The sequence below is a fragment of the Burkholderia sp. SRS-W-2-2016 genome (assembly GCF_001931485.1).
Taxonomy (GTDB): domain Bacteria; phylum Pseudomonadota; class Gammaproteobacteria; order Burkholderiales; family Burkholderiaceae; genus Paraburkholderia.
Window position 1 is genome coordinate 244,311 of record NZ_MSDV01000023.1, and the last position, 18,554, is coordinate 262,864.

Annotated in this window: 14 protein-coding genes; 10 read left to right on the plus strand and 4 right to left on the minus strand. The window is 61.7% G+C overall.

The features are described from left to right. Positions 1–80: 80 nt before the first annotated feature. Positions 81–1,013 carry a GlxA family transcriptional regulator gene (locus tag BTH42_RS11855; RefSeq protein ID WP_178392152.1) on the minus strand — a complete coding sequence of 311 codons (933 nt, stop codon included), beginning with the start codon at positions 1,011–1,013 and terminating at the stop codon, positions 81–83. 803 nt (positions 1,014–1,816) lie between these two features. Between BTH42_RS11855 and BTH42_RS11860 the strand changes: the two genes are divergently transcribed. The 6 genes from BTH42_RS11860 to BTH42_RS11885 all read left to right on the plus strand — a co-directional run bounded on the left by BTH42_RS11860 (position 1,817) and on the right by BTH42_RS11885 (position 10,480). Further along, the gene (locus tag BTH42_RS11860) at positions 1,817–4,141 is read left to right on the plus strand and encodes a polysaccharide biosynthesis tyrosine autokinase (RefSeq protein ID WP_178392153.1); all 2,325 of its coding nucleotides are present in this window, start codon (positions 1,817–1,819) and stop codon (positions 4,139–4,141) included. Between the two features lie 81 nt (positions 4,142–4,222). Continuing rightward, a complete protein-coding gene (locus tag BTH42_RS11865; protein ID WP_075299364.1) occupies positions 4,223–5,338 on the plus strand; it encodes a glycosyltransferase family 1 protein in 1,116 nt (371 codons plus the stop codon). 18 nt (positions 5,339–5,356) lie between these two features. Further along, positions 5,357–6,808 carry a hypothetical protein gene (locus tag BTH42_RS11870; protein ID WP_075299366.1) on the plus strand — a complete coding sequence of 484 codons (1,452 nt, stop codon included), beginning with the start codon at positions 5,357–5,359 and terminating at the stop codon, positions 6,806–6,808. Positions 6,809–6,889: 81 nt separating this feature from the next. Further along, positions 6,890–7,900, plus strand: coding sequence for a glycosyltransferase family 2 protein (locus BTH42_RS11875; protein WP_075299368.1), 1,011 nt, complete (start codon positions 6,890–6,892; stop codon positions 7,898–7,900). A 17-nt stretch (positions 7,901–7,917) separates the two neighbouring features. Continuing rightward, complete coding sequence (locus tag BTH42_RS11880) at positions 7,918–9,234, plus strand: oligosaccharide flippase family protein (protein ID WP_075299370.1); 1,317 nt, start codon at positions 7,918–7,920, stop codon at positions 9,232–9,234. Between the two features lie 55 nt (positions 9,235–9,289). Then, positions 9,290–10,480, plus strand: a complete 1,191-nt coding sequence (locus BTH42_RS11885) for a glycosyltransferase family 4 protein (RefSeq protein ID WP_075299475.1) — start codon at positions 9,290–9,292, stop codon at positions 10,478–10,480. 306 nt (positions 10,481–10,786) lie between these two features. Here BTH42_RS11885 and BTH42_RS11890 read toward each other — a convergent pair whose 3' ends face one another. Then, positions 10,787–12,070: an O-antigen ligase gene (locus BTH42_RS11890; protein WP_075299372.1), complete on the minus strand. Its 1,284-nt coding sequence runs from the start codon at positions 12,068–12,070 to the stop codon at positions 10,787–10,789. A gap of 654 nt (positions 12,071–12,724) precedes the next feature. On the opposite strand from BTH42_RS11890, the gene BTH42_RS11895 reads away from it, so the two are divergent. From BTH42_RS11895 to BTH42_RS11910, 4 genes are all read left to right on the plus strand, one after another. Beyond that, positions 12,725–14,245, plus strand: a complete 1,521-nt coding sequence (locus BTH42_RS11895; RefSeq protein WP_075299374.1) for a mannose-1-phosphate guanylyltransferase/mannose-6-phosphate isomerase — start codon at positions 12,725–12,727, stop codon at positions 14,243–14,245. Between the two features lie 41 nt (positions 14,246–14,286). Continuing rightward, positions 14,287–15,669: an undecaprenyl-phosphate glucose phosphotransferase gene (locus BTH42_RS11900; RefSeq protein ID WP_075299376.1), complete on the plus strand. Its 1,383-nt coding sequence runs from the start codon at positions 14,287–14,289 to the stop codon at positions 15,667–15,669. Between the two features lie 6 nt (positions 15,670–15,675). Beyond that, a complete protein-coding gene (locus tag BTH42_RS11905) occupies positions 15,676–16,734 on the plus strand; it encodes a sugar-transfer associated ATP-grasp domain-containing protein (RefSeq protein ID WP_075299378.1) in 1,059 nt (352 codons plus the stop codon). Between the two features lie 90 nt (positions 16,735–16,824). Then, entirely contained in the window at positions 16,825–17,169 is a 345-nt protein-coding gene (locus BTH42_RS11910; RefSeq protein WP_075299380.1) for a hypothetical protein, read from the plus strand. A gap of 24 nt (positions 17,170–17,193) precedes the next feature. Here BTH42_RS11910 and BTH42_RS11915 read toward each other — a convergent pair whose 3' ends face one another. Next, positions 17,194–18,093: a DMT family transporter gene (locus BTH42_RS11915; protein WP_075299382.1), complete on the minus strand. Its 900-nt coding sequence runs from the start codon at positions 18,091–18,093 to the stop codon at positions 17,194–17,196. 47 nt (positions 18,094–18,140) lie between these two features. Beyond that, positions 18,141–18,539, minus strand: a complete 399-nt coding sequence (locus tag BTH42_RS11920) for a hypothetical protein (protein WP_075299384.1) — start codon at positions 18,537–18,539, stop codon at positions 18,141–18,143. Positions 18,540–18,554: the final 15 nt, after the last annotated feature.

The following is an 18,554-nucleotide window of genomic DNA, read 5'->3' on the forward strand; positions in this document are numbered from 1 at the left end:
TCCCTTTGGGTGGTCGAGGCGATTCATCGCAACAAAACATTGCAACGAGTCATCGCACCCGGAAAGACAAAGGTTTGAGGTCAGACCGTGGCGGGGACCTGTCGCAACATCTCGGTCGCGGCGCTCCAGCTCTGTTCAGGCGTGAGCCAGCGTTCTTCGGACTCCACGTGCTGCTGCGCGCGGAATTGGGTGGGCGCCATTCCGTAGCGCTCCTTGAACAGACGGCCGAGCCGGTTACCGTCGCCCATCCCGCAGCGGCGCGCAATCTTGTCGACTGGCAGATCGGTGTTCTTCAGCATCGAGCAGACAATCTCGAAACGGGTACGCAACAGATATTCGAGCGGCGTCATGCCGAATTCGCACTTGAAGCGGCGCTGGAAATTGCGTTTGCTCATTGCGACCGACTCGGCCGCCTGCGCGACCGAAATCGCCTTGCTGTAGTTCTCCTTGATCCACCGTGCCGACTCGCGAATCTTCTCGGTGGTGGTGGTGATATTCGCATCGTCGTATTCGGTGCGGCTCTTTTCGACGTAGCCCGCCTGCAGAATACGGCCGATCTTGCGGGCGGTGTCGGTATTGATATCGCGCTCGATCTGCGCGAGCGCGAGATCGGTGGGCGTGACGCTGCTTTGCGAGCGCGCGGCATCGCCGCTGTCATCGAACAGAAATATCGGTACCGTCGATTGCAGTGGATCGTTGCAGATCACTGCAAGGTTTGCTCCTTGCTGCATGCCGAACGAAGCGATCGATCCCTGTAAAGAGATCCATGACAGGAAGCGATCGTTTGATTCCGCCACTTCGCTCACGTCGCGACAGGCGACGAAGAACGCATGGAAATCGGCGAGGCAGTAGCGTTCGAGCCCTTGTGTCCAGATCGAAATACCGGACGAACTCGTGACGAGACCGCCGCCGTCGGACACGACGGTGAACTTATAGGGCGGCTCTTCACCGCCCGCCTTTTTGAATTCGTTGGCAAGGCGAAAGGCGTCGCCGATCGCTCCGGTACTTGCCATCGAGCAGTCTTGAAAGACGAATAGACCAATGTGCTTCATCACGCGAGGTTCTCCAGACGGGAAAATCTACGCTTGAGATTAGCGCATCGAAGTGTGACAGACGAGTCTGGCCGGGTCGCGTGGTGTTTTGGCGTAATCGACAGGGGCGAAGAAATTCTTACTTGCGATTTCTTTAAATTGGTTCTAATACTTAACACACTAGGGAAGATTTTCTTTTGCCAATTTCACGCAGTGGGGTCGAAAAACGCTGCGAAAATCATGCCGAATGCGCCATCTGGCAATGGATTGCGGCCGAACGAGACGGGTTGAGCGGAATTCTTCGGAACTGAAGAGGGCGCTGGGGTTCTGGCGCGTTGTACGGGTTTCACCGTATAACTCTGTTACACCAATTGCACATCGCAACAACGCTTTCTGTCAACGTCTCGCGCCGTAAATTGCTCCACAGAATCGGCCAATAGCACCCGACTTTGCGCCCCTGCCGAAAGTCCGGCGCTTTCCCCACCTATGCTTCAGCGCAACATCCAAAGAAGAAGTGCCTCTCGCGAATGGGGCTATGGACCTGTGTGTCTACGAACTCGCGAGGAGCGCATTCGGCCACGCCGTGGTGGATAGCCATAGGTGTGCAGCCTGCCGGCGTTCGAGAGGTCCCGAACCCGGTTCCCCGACCTAACCCGACACAGCACGTCGCTTCGCCGTGCTACCCGCCAATTCAGCTCGTTTCTGGAGCGGTGGTGCTCATGACGATGTGGCGACGTAAAGCGATCGTCGATTGCTTTGCCTATTAACCTGCAAGGATCAGACCGGTGGATTACTACCCGCAAAATTCGCTCTATCCCGCTGTCGACAGCGAGCGCAGGCAACTCACAGCCAGTGGGATGCTCACATTGATGCGCGACCACGTGTGGGAGATCGTCGTAACGACGGTCGTCGTGCTCACGCTGGCCGTCGCCTATCTGTTGATCGCCACGCCGATCTATTCCAGCGACGTGGTCGTGCGCGTCGATCCGCCCGAACCCAATGCGCTGGGACTTGCTTTGCAGACCCAGGAAGCGCTGCCGCCGCCCGCGCCGTCTCCCGTTACGGAAGCCGCGGTGATGCAGAGCCGCGCGGTATTGCAGCCGGTCATCGATCAATTCCGCTTTGACGTGTCGGTGAAACCGCATCAGGTTCCGGTGCTCGGCGCGATCGCCGAAAAGTTCTCGACGCCGGGGCATCCGTCGGCGCCGTGGCTGGGATTGAAATCCTACGCGTGGGGTGGCGAGCGCGTACAGATCGGCTCGCTGGACGTGCCGCGCGATCTCGAAGAAGAGAAGCTCACGCTGGTGGCCGGCGAGCACGGCGCTTTCGAATTGCTCAATCCGTCCGGCGAGCTGCTAGTGAGCGGCACGGTGGGCACGCCCGTCAAACAGAATGGCGTATCGATGCTGCTGAAAGAACTCGCCGCGCGTCCCGGTACGAAGTTCGAAGTGATTCGCTGGAATGAACTGGACGCGGTCAAGAATTTTCAGAACGCGGTGAAAGTCGGCGACAAGGTCAAGGATTCGGGACTGCTGCAAATCCAGTATCGCGACAAGGATCCGGATAAGGCCGCGGCCGTCGCCAATGCATTGGGCCAGCAATATCTGAATTCGGCGATTGCCAGCCGCCAGTTGAACGATACCCAGACTCTGCAGTTCATCAACGGCGAATTGCCGCGACTGCTCGGCGATCTGCGTAAATCGGAAGAGGCGCTGAAGAACTACCGCTCGAATGCGCAATCGATGCAGCCGACCAACGAAGCGCAAGCGTATCTGCAAGGCGGCCTCGAGCTCGACAAGCAGATCGCGAGTCTGCAATTGCAGCGCACGCAAATGCTCGAACGCTATACCGAGCAGAGCCGCTGGGTGCAAAACATCGACCAGCAGCTGGCGCAACTGAAGGCCGCGAAAGGGAAGTTCGACACGCATTTCAGCGGCATGCCCGCCTCCGAGCGCGCGAGCGTCGATCTGCTGCGCGCGCAGAAGGTCGCCGAAACGGTTTATCTCGGCATGGTGCAGAAGGCTCAGCAATTGCAGGTGCGGCGCGCGAGCACGACCGGCGGCGCGCATATTCTCGATCAGGCGCTGACCCCGCATCGTCCGGTGATGCCGCAGCCGCTGCTGGTGCTGGGCGGCGGGCTGGTACTCGGTGTGCTGTCCGGTGTCGTGATGGTGTTCATGCGTCGCCACGTGATGATCGGCGTGACGGATCCGCGTTTTATCGAACGTCAGATGAGCGTGCCTGTATTCGGTGAAATCCTGTTCAGCCAGCAGCAGTCGCTGCTCGATCGCAACGCGACGAGTACTTTGCGCAAATCGCTGCCGGCGGCGGCCGCGCATGGCGGCCCGCCGATGCACAAGGGGCTGCACGACATCCAATTCAATGCCGGCGAGAACAACCGGATTCTGGCCGCGCGTTTCCCGCACGACAGTTCGGTCGAAGCGCTGCGCAGCGTGCGTACCGCGATGACGCGCGATCTCGCGCGGGCGCGCAACAACATCATGATGATCATCGGGCCGACGCCTTCGGCCGGCAAGAGCTTCGTCGCCGCGAATCTGGCGATCCTGCAGGCGGAAGTCGGCTCGCGTGTCGTACTGATCGATGCCGACATGCGGCGCGGTCATCTGGCTTCGCTATTTAATGAGGCCAATCGCGGCGGTCTGTCCGAAGTGCTGTCCGAGCGGATGCCGCTGCGTAGCGCGCTGCGCGCGACCGGTATCGACGGCCTGACGTTCCTGTCGTGCGGCGTGCGCCCGGAGAACCCGGCGGCACTGCTGATGAAGCCGCGCTTCAAGGAATTGCTGGAGCGGCTGTCGACCCAGTTCGATCTGGTGATCATCGATACGCCGCCGTTCCTCGCGGTCACCGATGCGTCGATTATTGCGAGCGATGCGGGCTCGTCGCTGCTGGTGCTGCGCTCGGGCATGCAGAGCGAAGAGGAAATCGCCGACACGGTCAAGAAGGTCGATCGCGCGGAAGGCCGGATCGCGGGCGCGGTGTTCAACGGCATTCCGTTGCGCCGGAGCACCAAAAACTACGACTACGAAACCAATTACGCCAGCGACTTCGGCGAGGACGACGTCACGCACCAGGCGCCGCACGGTGCGTGAGCAGCTTGCAATTGAACATAACAAACAGGAAGGAAAGGGCAATTGAGCGGCTTGCGACGGCGTAAAACGGAGAATCAGCAGATGGCCTTTGCAATCAACGGAAAGTTTACTTCGCAGTCCGTCACGGGGGTTCAGCGCGTTGCGTATGAACTGACGCGGGCGATGCAGATGAACTCCGGCCCCGGCGACGAGCCGGAGCTGTTGGTGCCGCAGAACGCGGTGGCGCCGGGCGCGTTGCTGCAGCCGCAGCGGCGGGTGCCGGGGCTGCGCGGCACGCTGTGGGAGCAGATCACGCTGCCGCTCGCGGCGCGCGGGACCACGCTGCTCAGTCTGTGCAACACCAATCCGTTGTTCAAGCGCGGCCAGGTCGTGATGGTGCACGACATGGCCGTGTACGACGTGCCCAATGGCTTCTCGAGAGAATTCCGGCTCTGGTACCGGCTGTGCTTTTCGTTGCTGCCGCGTACCCAGCCGACGGTTCTGACCGTCTCGACGTTCTCGAAGATGCGCATCTGTCACCATCTGAAGATCGACGAATCGCGCGTGAAAGTCGTAACGCCGGGCGCCGATCATCTCGACCGGATCGTCGCGGACCCCGCGGTAATTCAGCGCCTCGAATTGAATAAGGACGCCTATTGCGTGATCGTCGGCAGTCTCGATCCGCGCAAGAACCTGCAAGGCGTGCTCGATGCGATCGAGCGGCTCGACCATCTGGCCGGCGTCAAATTCGTGATCGTCGGCGGCAAGAACTCGCGCATTTTCAGCGGCGACGGCGCGGAACCGCCCGCTCGCTCGCGGCGCATCGTGTGGGCGGGATTCGTATCGGACGGCGAATTGAAGTCGCTCTACGAGAATGCCGGCTGTCTCGTGTTTCCATCGCTGTACGAAGGATTCGGTTTGCCGCCGCTCGAAGCGATGTACTGCGGCTGCCCGGTGATCGCGTCGGCGCGTACGTCGATTCCGGAAGCGTGCGGGGATGCCGCGATGTATTGCGAGGCCACCTCGGCCGACGACATCGCCGCGAAAATCACCCAGATGATGAGCGACCCGGAATTGCGCCAGCGCTACCGAAGCGCCGGCCTCGCGCATGCGCGCGAGTATCGCTGGGAGCGTTCCGCGCAAAAGGTACTGGACATTCTTCACGGTCAGACCGGCAACCGGCTGGCCAATCTGGCGCCGCGTGCGTCGGCGAGCTAGCAATGGGCGGACACGAACATGAATCACGTGAAAACCCGTGCAGGTCGAAGACGTGCATTGCGCGCGCTTGCCGCGCTCGCCGCAGGCGGCGTGTTGCCGTTGGCGCGTAGCACACCCGCGTATGCATTGGCGCAGAATGCCCAGCCGCCGCGCGCCGCTGCCGGCGCGCGCATGATGACCGATCTGATTGGCACCAACGGCTGGGCCGGCTCGCCGGCCGACCTCGAGATGTGGCGCGCAATGGGCATCAGCTGGGGGCGCGGCTCGGTGGGGCCGGGGCAACCCGACCGGCGCGGCGAGAACATGCGGATCGACAAGACCGGTTCCGCATTCGATAGCGATCTACCGTCGGTACTGATTAGCAACGACCGCAACGACATCGGTTCGCTGCTGCTGCTCGGCTATACGCCGGGATGGAATGCGAGCGTGCCGGGCGACGGCAATTCCGCGCCGGTCGATGTCGGCCCGTGGGAGCAATACGTCGAGGCGGTGGTCCGCAAGTACTCGGCGCCCCCGTATAACCTGCGCTATTTCCAGATCTGGAACGAGGCGGCCGGCAAGCTGTCCGGCGGACTGCCGCAGGCGACGTTCTGGCACGGACCGCATTTCGACAAGGACCAGAAGCGCGCGAAGCCTTACGAGCGCGCAATGCAGGACTACGTCGAGAAGATTCATCTGCCGGCCGCGCGGATCATTCGCAAGTATCACGCGTACATCGTGTACGGCGGCTGGCCGGATCAGGGCGGTCTGGATAACTTCCAGCGCTGGCTCGAATACCGCAGCCCGGCATCGAAGGAACGGATGCTCGACTGGGTCGATTACATCGACACGCATTATCTGCCGGTGGCCGACATGGAGTCGCTTTATCAGCAGTACGTGAAGAACGGTCCGGCGCGCGGTATCTGGCAAACCGAGATCGGCGACGAGTACATGAAGGACCCGCATTATCTGCCGCGTTATTTCTTCGATTTCGCGGTGTGGGCGCTCGACAGGCAGTGGGACGATCCGAACAAGTACGTGTCGATGATCTATCACTGGGACGGTTTCGAACCGTTCCGTCTGACTCATCGCGGGCCGCCGGCGCGAACGTACAACGTGTCCGGCCGCAGTCTCGTCGTGCTGCGTCAGACCGCCGGCGGCGAGCTCGCGAGTTTCGCGAAACCCGTGCAGGCGGGCCCGGGGGTTGCTGCGAAAGCTCTATTGTCCGGCCGCGATCTGGTGCTGCAGGTCAGCGCGAATGCGGGCTGGCAGGAACTTGGCATCGGCGGCTTGCAGGCGTTGCGCGAAGGCTCGGTAAAGACCGCTTTTATCGATGCGCTCACCGGCGAGACCAGCGCGTCGAACCAGCTGGCAATCAGTTGGGACAACGATCTGATGAAACTGCGTTTCAGAGTACCCGACCGGGTCAACGGCGCACGCAACAACCCACCGAAACATCTGGCTTATCTGGTGGTGCGCAATGCAGCGTAGCGCGTCGCATCACCCTACATCGTGTGTTTTACGACCGCTGGGAACCGGCGGATCGAATTTGACCGATAGCGTCGAGGCATCATGAAAAACGTCACCATTGCGATCTGTAATTACAACTACGAACGCTATCTGGCCGCGGCGATCGACTCCGCGCTCGCGCAGGATTATCCGGCGACCAAAGTGATGGTCGTCGACGACGGCTCGACCGACGGCTCGCGCGCGATCATCGAACGCTATGGCGAGCGTGTGCAAACGGCCTTCAAGAGTAATGGCGGGCAGGTGTCCGCGTACAACCATGCGATTGAACTGCTCGACAGCGAATACGTGATCTTTCTCGATTCGGACGACGTGCTGTATCCGAGCGCGGTGTCCGAGGTGATGCGACTGTTCGAAGCGGGCGCATGGGCCAAGGTGCAATTCCGCCTCGACGTGATGGATAGCGAAGGCACGCGCACCGGTGCGTCGGTGCCCAATAGCGAGCCGCCGCCCGACTGCGGCAAGCTGCTGCGCGCCGGCTGGCTGTATCCGTCGCCGCCCGCATCGGGCAACGCTTACCGGGTGAGCGCGCTCAGGCAGATCTTTCCGGTCCCGGAAGAGGGCGTTAATCGCTATGGCGCGGACTTTTACGCGATCTATGGCGTCGCGCTAACGGGCCCGATCGCGACCGTGCCGAAAGCACTCGGCGGTTACCGCGTGCACAACGCGGGCAGCGAGACGGTGTCGTTCGCCAATTCCGAGCAACTGACGAAAGCGCCGCGCGCATTCAGCATGCGCTGGGCAATTCTGCGCAATCTCGCGCGGGACCGGCTCGACATCGAATTGCCGGCGAGCTTTCTCGACTTTTCGCTCGAGAAAGCGACGTTCTGCTCGAACGTCTATCACGCGCGGCTATTTTCGCGGTGGCGCTGGATGCTGCGCGATTCGCGCAGCTATCTGCATACGATCGTCGCGAATCCGTTCTGGGGGCCGAAGAAAAAGCTCGGCACGCTGGTGCTTTCCGGTCTGTGTCTGGTGCCTTACTCGCCGTTGTCCGATTTCGCGGTGCGTTACATCGCCAACCCGCTCGCGCGTCGCCGCGCGGTCGGCCGATGAGCGCGAAGGAGGAAGGGATGAATCGACGCGCGAGCGCGAATGTAATTGCCTTCGTGTACGGCGGCTATCTGATGAGGTACGTGTACCTCATCATCGTCGTGCCGTTCTATGGGCGGGTACTCGGCGTGGCCGAGTACGGTCGCGTGCTGGCGTCGATGTCGCTGATGAACGTGATCTGGATGCTGGTCAGTTACGGCTTCACGTTCGTCGGGATGCGCGAGGTGTCGAAAGCGAAGTCGGCGCAGGAGTGCAACGAGATCTATTCGCTGCATGTCAGTGCGCGGCTATTGCTGGGTCTGCTCGGCGCGGTGATCGGCGTGGTCGCGACGATGTGTTCGCCGGTGTTGTCCGAGCGGCCATTGATCGGCTTTCTCGCGACCGCGCTCGGGATCGTGTCGGCACTCAATCTCGGTTGGCTATTCCAGGGCCGCCAGCACTTTCGCACGCCGATCATGATCGAGGTATTCGGCTTCGCGCTGAGCCTCGTATTGGTGCTCACGTTCGTGAAGGGTCCGGGCGACGCGGTGTGGGTACTGGCCGCGCTGCTGATCGCCGGGATTGCGTCGTCGATCATTTCTTACGGAATGACGACGTGGCAACTCGGTTGGCCGCGTCTGCGGCTGACCGGTGTCGTGCCGCTGGTGCGCAATTCGACGATGCTGTTCTGCTATTCGTCCGGCTCGGTCGTACTGACCGCGTCGTCGACGTATCTGCTGACGCTGCTGTCGACACCCCAACAGGTCGGCTATTTCGGCGCGGCCGAGCGCTTCGCGACGATTGGCCTGAGTCTGATGGGACCGGCCTCGCAGGTGTTCATTCCGACCATCTCGCGGCAGCTCGCCGAGGGCGACAAGGAAGGCGCGCATGTCACGACGCGTCGCGGCGCAACGCTATTGATCGGCTATGGGATGCTGGTTTTCTGCGGCGCGCTGACCTTGTCGCCGTTCGTGCTGCCGCTGATTCTCGGCCCCGCGTTCGAGCCCAGCGCGCATGTATTGCAGGTGTTCGCGTGGATGTTTCCGTTTGCGGCGTTCAACGAGTTCGTCGCGTTTTATGTATTCGTACCGCGCAAGAAGGACCGGCTGCTCGCGATCGCGGGTGTGGCGTCGGGTGTGTTCAATCTGGTCTCGGCTCTGGCGCTCGCGCCGCATTTCGGCGCGCTCGGCATGGCGTCCGCGCGGGTGATCGGCGAAGCGACGCTGGCGGTGATCCTGCTCGGGGTGATGATCCGCCTCGAACTGGTGCACCTGCTGCCGGGTGCCGAACGCGCGTTGCAGCGGGTGCGCGTCGTGTGTGGGCTGCGTCCGCAGACGGGCGGTGCGAAAGACGATTGATGCCACCACTCGCGGGTGGTGTCGAAGTCGATGTGAAATGTCACGGGAGGGCGAAGTGAAAGTCGCTATTGTTCATGATTGGCTGGTGGTCTCGGCGGGCGCCGAGAAGGTGTTGAAAAACATCATCGAGTGCTTCCCGAATGCGGACATCTTCTCGATTGTCGATTTTCTCGAAGATCGCGAATGCGTGAAGGGAAAGTCCGTCAACACGTCGTTTATCCAGCGCCTGCCGTTCGCGCGCAGGAAATATCGCGCCTATCTGCCGTTGATGCCGATTGCGATCGAGCAGCTCGATCTGAGCAGCTACGACCTCGTGATCTCGAGCTCGCATGCGGTGGCCAAAGGCGTGCTGACCGGGCCGAACCAGGTGCATATCAGCTATGTGCATTCGCCGATCCGCTATGCGTGGGATTTGCAGCATCAGTACCTGCGCGAATCGAATCTGAATACCGGGCTGCGCTCGGCGATGGCGCGGGTGCTGCTGCATTACATTCGCGGCTGGGATTCGCGCTCCGCGAATGGCGTCGATCATCTGGTCGCCAATTCGCAGTTCATCGCGCGGCGGATCAAGAAGGCGTATCAGCGCGACGCGACGGTGATTTATCCGCCGGTCGATCTGGCAAAAATGACGGTCGGCACGCAGAAAGACGACTTCTATGTGACCGCGTCGCGGATGGTGCCGTACAAGCGTATCGATCTGATCGTGCAGGCCTTTTCGAAGACGCCCGAGCGCAAGCTGGTGGTGATCGGCGACGGCCCGGAAATGAAACGGATCAAATCGGTGGCGGGCCCGAACGTCGAGATCCTCGGCCATCAACCGTCCGACGTACTGGTCGATCATTTGCGGCGCGCACGCGCGTTCGTGTTCGCGGCGGAAGAAGATTTCGGCATTTCGGTGGTCGAAGCGCAGGCGTGCGGCACGCCGGTGATCGCATTCGGACGCGGCGGCGCGCTCGAATCGGTGATCGGTTTGCCGCTCGAACGGCCGACCGGCGTGTTCTTCGGCGAGCAGACCGCCGAATCGCTGCTCGAGGCGGTTGGCCGCTTCGAAGCGAACGCGGGGCTATTCGATCCGCGCCAGTGCCGCAAGAATGCCGAGCGCTTCTCGACGGAGAACTTCAAGAAGGCGTTGATGAGCTTTGTCGACGCGCGCCTGCCGTATGCCGGCGTCGAACAGTATCTGCCGTACGTGGATCATGCTCCGGCCGCGGCCGACGAGCGTCATCTGGCCGATGTGACGCCCTGAGCGGGCGCTGTTTCACCACGTTCGTGTTGCGTGCGCTGCATGCGCTGGGTGCGATGCGCGGCCGGACGTGAGCGCGGCGGCCTTGATCGGCATGCCGCGGCTTGTACGAGTCCCTCCAAAAAAGAAAGCCGCGAATTCGCGGCCTCTCTGTCCCAATCTCTGCTGATCCGCCGGCGCGGTCGATACCGCTGGCCGTTGCTTCGCTCTAGTTCGTTTTAATCCGCCTCAATTCGCCTCAATCCGCTTTAATCCGTTTCGATCCGCTCCCGGCTGGAAGCGGGATCGATCGCAATCACTCGTCTGATCTTATCGGCTCGGCACGACGTGCTGCGCGGGCCGCTCATTCGCGACCTTCGCCTTGCGCGCGACGCGCGGGTCGAAGGTCGGCGCGGCGGCCCGTAGCGGCCGGGCGGCGAGCAGCAGCGAGATCACCAGCGACAGGATCAGCACGTTCGACGGCGTGACCAGCCGGTGCTCGGTGGCCGACATCACCAGCAGGCACACCGACGCGATCTCGACGAAGCGGTACGCGGCGAAATTGCGCCCGCCGTCGGCCAGCGCGGCGAATGCCGCGCCCTGTTTGCACCAGTCGACCAGCTTCCAGTAGAAGGTCAGCATCAGCGCAAGGCCGACCACGCCCATTTCGGCGAGGATATTCAGGTACGAGTTGTGAGCGTGCGAGTCGCTGTGCTCGACCGTGATGTCGGACGGCACCGAGATCAGATGGAAATACGACGCGAGCGTACCGATGTGGTCGTCGAACGAGCCGAAGCCCATTCCCACCAGCGGGCTCTGCCGGAAATAGGCGAGCGCGCGCGGCCACAGCCATTCATAACGGATGTTCAGATTCGCAAGCTTCGCGTCCTGATTCTGGATCGAGAACGTATAGCCCATGTAGTCGACAGTCGGGTCGGTGTGGTAGATCGCGACCGCGAACGACGCGACCAGCAGCCCCGCGAGCAGCGACGCGAGCACCCAGCGCTTGCGGCCGAGGTACAGGTACGGCAGGATCGCCAGCGCGCCGAGCAGCGAACCGCGGCTGTAGGTGGAGAACAGCATCAGCGCATTGCAGGCGAGCAGCGCGAGCACCAGCCGGCTGCGCTGTTGCAGATAGCAGGCCACGCCGAGGCAGAACAGCATCGCGAAGAAACCGCCGGCCGCGTTACGGGCAATGAAATAACTGCCGAAGCTGTCGTTCGGATTCAGGAAGATGCTGAGCAGGCCGTTGGTCGCGATGTAGTACGCGTAGATCGGCAGATTGATCAGGACCGCGAAAATGAAGAAGGTACGCAGTACCTTGTTCAGATCCCAGCGATGCGCATATAAACAGCCGGCAAAAATGGGCGCGTACGAAATGAAGAAATTACCGTCGCGCCGGTAAAAATCGAACTCCAGAAACGACGCGGGGTTGTACAACAGGGTGGACAGGATCGCGAGCACCGTGAAGCCGGTGAGCGGCATGATGAAGTCCGGGTAGCTGCGGCCGTAAAACCGCCACGCGCAAAGAATGAGCGGAATAAAGCCGATCGCGCTGAGAGGCACCAGATTGGTGACTGTCAGAAACAGTGCGACGAGCGAAATATAGGCCATTGCGACTCCAGGAATGAAGGTGACGCGCCGGTTGGGGTGATACCCATGCGCTGGATAATGGCTCGGATTGGAAAGCAGGAAACGTGCACTGCGGATCCGTGACTGACCCTCTCACGGATAACGTCGTTGTCCTGAGTTTGACATGAAAGTGCGGGAATGTTCATCCGCACGGTAGCACGTCGATACACTTCTTGCCATCTTGCAACTTTTGTCTGCAAGTGCAATGCAAGCTCGTTCGCAGGCCTGCTAAAAACAGCTGACGCGCGCTGCCAAAAGCTCCGCTGTTCGCGCCACAAGCGGCGCGTTGCACCTGTCACTCACTATGATTGATCACATCGAGACACGGCGTCTTTCGATGTGAATCAAGCCGACGTGTCATACGTTCTTTCGTTTTTTCGTTATCTGGGCGTCGTTGCCGGGCAGACCGCAGCGATCCAGCCAGGCAGTTCCAGGATTTTCAGTTCGTGCCGGGGTCTAGCCGGTACCTGCAGTGTCGCTGCAAGCCGAACTGTTGGCGTGGTCCGTTCGACACGAGCGTCCTGTCAAAAACATCACATGAGTCGGTCATAGCGTGGAACGCGGCGCAACGCAATGGGCGTTGCCGCCACGGGGGAAGCATTCCCAAGCCGGTTTCAATGCGAAGGAGTCAAACAAATGGGTAAGGCAAGCGCGGCAGCAGCCGCAACGGATATCGAAACGATCCAGCGCAATTCGACCAGCACCGGCTATCTGCCGCTCGTGCAGGTGATTCTCGCCGGCGGTTCCGGCACGCGGCTGTGGCCGGTGTCGCGGGAACAGTTTCCGAAGCAGCTGATCGACGTGGTCGGCGATCAGACCTTGCTGCAGGCAACAATGGGGCGCATGGCCGGCTTCGAGGGCGCGTGGGACGTGGCCGCCGATCCGGTGATCGTGTGCGGTAGCGAACACTATTTCGCCACTTACGAACAGGCTCGCGAAATCGGCGTGAACGCGCGCATCGTGGTCGAGCCGGGCCGTCGCGATACCGCGCCGGCGCTGACGCTGGCCGCATTGAACGCGTGTGCGGAAGGCGAAGACGCGATTCTGGTCGCGATGCCCGCGGATCATTCGATCGCCGATCTCGACGCGCTGCATCGCGCGATCGATCTGGCCGCCAGCCATGCGCGCAGCGGCACGATCGTCACGCTGGGCGTGCCGCCCGAACGCGCCGATACCGGCTTCGGTTATATCCGTCTCGGCGACGCGCTGCCCGATGGCGCGCATCGCATCGAGCGCTTCGTCGAAAAGCCCGCGGCCGAGCTGGCCGCGCAATACGTGGAGTCCGGCAATTACTGGTGGAATAGCGGCATTTTCGTGGTGCGTGCATCGGTGTGGCTGTCGATCATCGAGCAATTCCAGCCCGGTATGCACGCGGCCTGCGTGAGCGCGTGCCGTGCCGCGAAAACGACCGACGAATGCATCATGCCGGATGCCGAACAGTTTCTTAATTCGCCGTCCGATTCGATCGACTATGCAGTGATGGAACAGCTCGGCAAAGCGGACTCGAAGTTCTCCGGCGTGGTCGTGCCGCTTTCCGCGGGCTGGTCTGATCTGGGCTCGTGGGACGCGGTCTGGCAGGCCATGGAGAAGGACGAGTGCGGCAATGCCGCGAACGGCCGCGTGCTGTTCGAAGGCGCGACCGCGACGTACGCTCGTTCGCAAGGCGGCCGGCTGGTCGCGTGTGTCGGCACCGACAACCTGGTCGTGATCGAAACCGACGACGCGGTGCTGGTCGCCGATCGCTCGCACGTGCAGGACATCAAGGGGCTGGTATCGCGGATTCGCAGCGAGAAGGCGCCCGAAGCCGACAACCATCGAAAAGTCCGTCGTCCGTGGGGCTTTTACGATTCGATCGATCACGGCGAGCGCTTTCAGGTGAAGCGCATCGTCGTGATGCCGGGCGCGCGGCTGTCGCTGCAGATGCATCACCATCGCGCCGAACATTGGGTGGTGGTCAGCGGCACCGCGCTGGTCACACGCGGCGAAGAGCAATTCCTGCTCGGCGAAAACGAATCGACCTATATTCCGCTCGGCGTTCGTCACCGGCTCGAAAATCCTGGCCGCGTGCCGTTGCAGATCATCGAGGTGCAATCCGGTACTTACCTCGGCGAGGACGACATCGTTCGTTACGACGACAAGTACGGACGTTGCGGCTAATGCGCGGGAATCGAGCGACTATTTGCTATGAGGGGGCGGCGATGCGATTGCTGACTGGTCTATTGGCAAGATTGTTCGACGTCGCGATGATCGTGGCGGGCGGCTTCGCGGCGTCGCAGATCCGCTTCGACGGCGGCTCGCAACGGAGTTTCTATTTCGCGTTCGTTGCGTTCGCGGCGGCGTTCTCGCTGGCGGTGTTTCCGGCGCTCGGCGTGTACGAATCGTGGCGCGGGCGCTCGAAACGCGCACTCGTGAGTCACGTCGCGCTGGGTTGGCTGGTCGTGCAGGCTTGCGCGATGGCGCTGATGTTCTCGTTGCATCGGATCGACTTCGTGTCGCGGCTGTGGTTCGTGTACTGGACCGGCATCTCGGGCGCCGCGATGATGGCCGGCCGGTTCGTGACCCATGCGCTGCTCGGGCGCATGCGTCATGCGGGGATCAACCTGCAGCGAGTCGCGGTGGCCGCGTGCGGAGAACATTGCGACGAGATCATTCGCAAGATGGAGGCGTCGCCCGCGGCCGGCTTTCGCGCCAATGCGTTGTACAACCTGCATCCGGACGACCGGGTGAAAACGCGCTCGCCGGTACAGGTGTTCGAAGAACATGACGCGTTTGCGCGCCACGTTCGTGAGCAGCACATCGGCGAAGTCTGGCTCGCACTGCCGCTTAGCGAGGAGCGCGCGATTCTCAAACTGGTCTCGGAGTTTCGCAATGATCTGATCAATATCCGCTTCATGCCGGACGTGCGCACGCTCGCGCTATTCGAAGGCAGCATGACGGAATTGCTCGGCGTGCCGACCATCAACCTGGCCGCGTCGCCGTTGCCGCCGGGAGCTTTGGTACAGAAAGATCTGTTCGATCGCGTGTTCGCACTCGGCGCGTTGATCGCGATCTCGCCGATCCTGCTGGGCTGCGCGATCGCGGTGAAACTGAGTTCGCATGGACCGGTGTTCTTCAAACAGCGGCGCAAGGGCGCGGACGGCCGCGTCTTCACGATCTACAAGTTCCGCACGATGCGGGTGCATGAGCAGAAGGCCGGCGTGCTTCAGCAGGCCACCCGCGGCGATCCGCGCATTACCCGGGTCGGCGCGTTTTTGCGCCGCACGAGCCTCGACGAGTTGCCGCAGTTCATCAACGTGCTGCGCGGCGAGATGTCGGTGGTGGGGCCGCGTCCGCATGCGATCGAACACGACGACCTGTATCAGAACATCGTGAACGGCTATATCCATCGTTACAGGATCAAACCGGGCATCACCGGCTGGGCGCAGATCAACGGCTTCCGCGGTGAAACGGACCGGATCGAGAAGATGGAAGGGCGGGTCGCGCACGATTTGTATTACCTGCAGAACTGGTCGTTCTGGCTCGATGTAAAAATTATTCTGGCCACGATTTTCAAGGGTCTTCATCATCCGAACGCTTATTAAAAAATAATGAAAATAGACGTCGAGAACGTAGTACGACGATCCGCGAAGCGGGTCGGGCAATACTGCTTTCACCTTGGTCACGGCGCGGAGGCGAGAAAAGTATTGCTGACGATCGAGAGCAAGTACGGCAAGGCCGATCCGGCGAATCTGCGGCTCGCGGACAATTACGCGCGGGACGTATTCGGCGATCCGGTGTACGCGCCGTGGTTGCGCGTTTATACGGCGTTTTGCGGCACGTTCAAGGAAGGCTGGATTCCGGATAACTACTACGGCAGCGTGGTGGTCCCGCATATGAAAGGCTGGTATGGCAAGATTTCCAGCCTGAAGCCGATCTCTCGGCTGATCTTCGACGGCGATGCATTGCCGGACGTCGCGTATTACGCCAATGGTCTGTTCTTTACCGACAGAAGTGTCGTGGTGCCCGAGCGTGAGTTGCGCGAGGTGGTATTCGAGCATGCGGAGCGCGTCGTGTTCAAACTCGACGGCTCGATGCAGGGTAATGGCGTGTACGTATTCGACCGGGCGAATTTCAATCCCGCGATGATCCGCTCGCTGGGTAATGGCGTGATCCAGAAATTCATCATTCAACACCCGATGTTCGACGCATTCGCGTCGAAGCCGGTGGCCACGCTGCGCTTCACGACCGTGGTCGACGACAACGGTTATATCTCGATGCGTGCGTGTTTTCTGCGTCTGGGGCGCGCGGACGACACGCATATCCTGACCGATCGCGAGATCTGCGTACCGGTGAATCTCGCCACCGGCGAGTTGGCCGCCGAAGGTTTTACGACCGACTGGGGGGCGCTCGACGCGCATCCGGACTCAGGCGTGCGATTTGCTGGTTTGAAGATTCCACAGTTCGAGCAATGCGTAGCGACGGTGCTGCGCCTGCACAGCAAGATTCCGTTTGCGCGTTGCGTGGGCTGGGACCTGACCGTCGATGCCGACGAGCGGGTGCAGGTGATGGAATGGAACGGCGAGCACAACGACGTGAAATTCAGCGAGGCCACCCAGGGGCCGTGCTTTTCGGATCTCAGATGGGAACGGTTGAAGGCGGCACGCTGAATTTTCGCTACATATTATTCAGAGGCAAACGAGTTTCACGGCACAGCAGTTTGACGGCCAATGAGGCTTGAGGTACGCGGGAGACACGACGTGAGCGAACAGTTGTGGTGCGTCCATATAGAAGGCCCGGACGACTTTATTGCCGTCGAGTCGGAGCAGGCCGCGCGGCGCGAGGCGTCGGCGATCAATGCCTATCTCGACGGCGCCGAACAGGATCCGCGTGCGCCGCATGTGCACGCGAGCGCGGTGTGCTGGCCGTATAGCGCGGCCAGTCACGCGCGCGCGCTCGACGAAGATCACGAAGATCTGCAACGGATGGCGCATCGGCAATTCGCCGCGCAGCCCGACGGACATCGCGGCGGCGTGCTGTCCACTTTCGCGCGGCGCGTGAAAGAGATGGTCGGCGTCGCCCACGGCGACAGGGACGACGAGTGAGTTATACCGCGCCGGCGGTTTGTCTCAACTCGCGGCACGGCGCGCGGCGGGGGCCTTGCGTCTGAGTGCCAGCGCCACGCCGCCGAGCGTCAACGCCATCGCGGCGATCTGTCTGAGGCCGAGCGGTTCGCCGAGCGACAGCGCGGCCGCGACGATCCCCATGATCGGCACGAGCAGCATGCCGATCGATGCGACTTCAGGCGGCAGATGCCGCAGCGTCGCGAACCACGCGAGATAGCAGACGGCCATCGGCACCAGCGTCATATAGATCATCACCGCCCAGCCGGCATGATCGAGCGCGCCGAAGTCCGGCCGTTCGATCAGTAGTCCGATGATCAGCATCGGCACGCAGCCGATGCCGACCTGCCACGCGACCAGCGTGATCGGCGGCACCGGAATCGGCGTGCGCGTCATCACGGTACCGAGCGCAAATAGCACAGCCGCGGCGAGCGCGAAGCCGATGCCGGCGAGTTTGCCCGCGTCGAACGCGAACCCCTGGCCGCCGAGCAGCACGACCACGCCGGCAAGGCCGAGCACGAGCGAGACGAAGCCTTCGGCGGAAGGGCGGCGCGCGAGGATCGGCCACGCGAGCAGCATCGCCCAGATCGGCATCGTATAGACGAGCAGCGCCCCTTCGCTGACGCTCAGCCATTTCATCGACAGCGTCGAGAAGCCCATCCATGCGAATACGTTGGTGCTGGCCGCGAGCAGCAGGCGCGGCCACAACTCGCGGGCAATCGCGATGCGCTCGCCCGAACAGCGTGCAATCACGATCAGCAATAACGATGCGACGATGCCGGCGACGCCGCGCGCGAATAGCGGCGGCCATTCGCGCAGCAGGATTTTCATGGCCGGCCAGTTCAGCGCCCAACCGGTTGCGGTAATCAGTAGAAAAAGTACTCCGGCCCAGCGTGTGGACTTCATTGGTATCGAGTTCGACGGTTGCGAAAGGCCGTCATGGTACCGCGTGATTACCCGGGCAGCGGGATGTCCTCGATCAGATCCGCATTGAGCGCGCGAATCCGCCGGTCGACGAAGTAGCCGCCGCCTTCGACGTAGCGCAGATAAACGCGCGCGCAATTGGAGCACTGCCACACGCCGCAGCGGTTATACGGGAAATAGCGCGGCGCGATCGGCGCATCGGTCGACCAGTACGTGGTCTTGTCCGGCAGATATTCGCTATATGTCGGTTCGGGATCGTCTTCCGGCATCAGCGTGCCGATTTCGACTAGCAGCGTTTCGTCGACCGACAGCGGCTGCGATTGCCAGCCGTCGAGCGGCGTGCGCGTGCATTCGCATGATGCGGCGGTGCGCTGTTGCGCGGCGCGCGCCAGTTCGAGCAGGGTTGCAGCGTTCAGATGTTGCGCCATGGAGCGGATTGAAAG

Coding starts and splice junctions, on each gene's coding strand:
- BTH42_RS11855 (WP_178392152.1), bottom strand. CDS start 1,013: ATGGCAAGTACCGGAGCGATCGGCGACGCCTTTCGCCTTGCCAACGAA.
- BTH42_RS11865 (WP_075299364.1), top strand. CDS start 4,223: ATGGCCTTTGCAATCAACGGAAAGTTTACTTCGCAGTCCGTCACGGGG.
- BTH42_RS11870 (WP_075299366.1), top strand. CDS start 5,357: ATGAATCACGTGAAAACCCGTGCAGGTCGAAGACGTGCATTGCGCGCG.
- BTH42_RS11875 (WP_075299368.1), top strand. CDS start 6,890: ATGAAAAACGTCACCATTGCGATCTGTAATTACAACTACGAACGCTAT.
- BTH42_RS11880 (WP_075299370.1), top strand. CDS start 7,918: ATGAATCGACGCGCGAGCGCGAATGTAATTGCCTTCGTGTACGGCGGC.
- BTH42_RS11890 (WP_075299372.1), bottom strand. CDS start 12,070: ATGGCCTATATTTCGCTCGTCGCACTGTTTCTGACAGTCACCAATCTG.
- BTH42_RS11895 (WP_075299374.1), top strand. CDS start 12,725: ATGGGTAAGGCAAGCGCGGCAGCAGCCGCAACGGATATCGAAACGATC.
- BTH42_RS11900 (WP_075299376.1), top strand. CDS start 14,287: ATGCGATTGCTGACTGGTCTATTGGCAAGATTGTTCGACGTCGCGATG.
- BTH42_RS11905 (WP_075299378.1), top strand. CDS start 15,676: ATGAAAATAGACGTCGAGAACGTAGTACGACGATCCGCGAAGCGGGTC.
- BTH42_RS11915 (WP_075299382.1), bottom strand. CDS start 18,093: ATGAAGTCCACACGCTGGGCCGGAGTACTTTTTCTACTGATTACCGCA.
- BTH42_RS11920 (WP_075299384.1), bottom strand. CDS start 18,539: ATGGCGCAACATCTGAACGCTGCAACCCTGCTCGAACTGGCGCGCGCC.